Annotated in this window: 2 protein-coding genes; both read right to left on the reverse strand. The window is 76.6% G+C overall.

Features of this window, described 5'->3' with window-relative positions:
* Positions 1-462: 5-oxoprolinase subunit B family protein (locus CCN72_RS31115; RefSeq protein ID WP_086811435.1), on the reverse strand; the 462-nt coding region annotated here is incomplete at its 3' end.
* Positions 459-1,190 (reverse strand): LamB/YcsF family protein (locus CCN72_RS31120; protein WP_086811437.1); only part of this gene is annotated, 732 nt, incomplete at its 5' end. The genes CCN72_RS31115 and CCN72_RS31120, both read right to left, overlap by 4 nt.

The following is a 1,190-nucleotide window of genomic DNA, read 5'->3' on the forward strand; positions in this document are numbered from 1 at the left end:
GAGTGCCACCGCGCCGGGCGGGACCGCCGTGCGCGGAGTGGCCCGGCGCGGCACGGCGTAGCGGGCCGGGAGCCCGGTGAGATAGCCGAAGCCGGGCGCGAAACCGCAGAAGGCCACCGTGAACTCGGTGCCCGCGTGGATACGGGCCACCTCCCGCTCGGACACCGCCCAGTGCGCGGCGACGGCGGCGAGGTCGGGGCCGTCGTAGCGCACCGGGATCTCGACCGGGGAGCGTGTCGAGGGTGCGGGCGGCTCTCCCTCCAGCGCGGTCAGTTCGGGGATCCAGCGGGCCGGTTCGTGCAGTCCGTCCAGCAGGACCGTGCGCGCGGCCGGCACGATCTCGCGGACGGTCAGCGTGCCCTCCGCGCGGCGCCGCAGCAGCGCCGTGTGCAGGGCCCCCGCCTCCTCGGCCGAGCCCACCTCGATGAGCAGCGCCTCCTGGCCGACCGGCAGCGCCCTCATGCGAAGGCCTCCAGCCGCACGCCCGTCGCGACCAGCCGCGCCCGCACCTGCCGGGCCAGCTCCACCGCGCCGGGCGTGTCGCCGTGCAGACACAGCGAGCGGGCGTGCACCCGCACCCGCGCGCCGGAGTGCGCGGTGACCGTGCCGGAGCGCACGAGTCCGACCGAGCGCCGTACGACCGCCTCCGGGTCGCTCACCACCGCGCCGCCTCGGCCACGCGGCAGCAGCGTGCCCTCGTCGGTGTACGCGCGGTCCGCGAACGCCTCAGGGACGGCCGGCAGGCCCGCCTTCTCGGCCAGCGCCAGCAGCCGGGAGCCGGGCAGGCCGAGGACCGGCAGCGCGGGGTCGGCGAGGAGTACCCCGTCGATCACCGCGCCCGCCTGCTCCTCGTCGTGCACGACCCGGTTGTAGAGCGCGCCGTGCGGTTTGACGTACGCCACCCGGGCCCCGGCGGCGCGTGCGAACACCTCCAACGCGCCGATCTGGTAGGCCACTTCGGCCGTCAGCTCGGCGGCCGGCACCTCCATCGCGCGCCGCCCGAACCCGGCGAGGTCCCGGTAGGAGACCTGGGCGCCGATCGTCACCCCGCGTGCGACGGCCTGCTCGCACACCCGGCGCATGGTGGCCGCGTCCCCGGCGTGGAAGCCGCAGGCCACGTTGGCGCTGGTGACGACGGACAGCAGCTGTTCGTCCTCGGTGAGCCGCCAGCGGCCGAAGCCCTCGCCGAG

The organism is Streptomyces murinus (assembly GCF_002154555.1).
In the GTDB taxonomy this organism is placed as follows: domain Bacteria; phylum Actinomycetota; class Actinomycetes; order Streptomycetales; family Streptomycetaceae; genus Streptomyces; species Streptomyces murinus.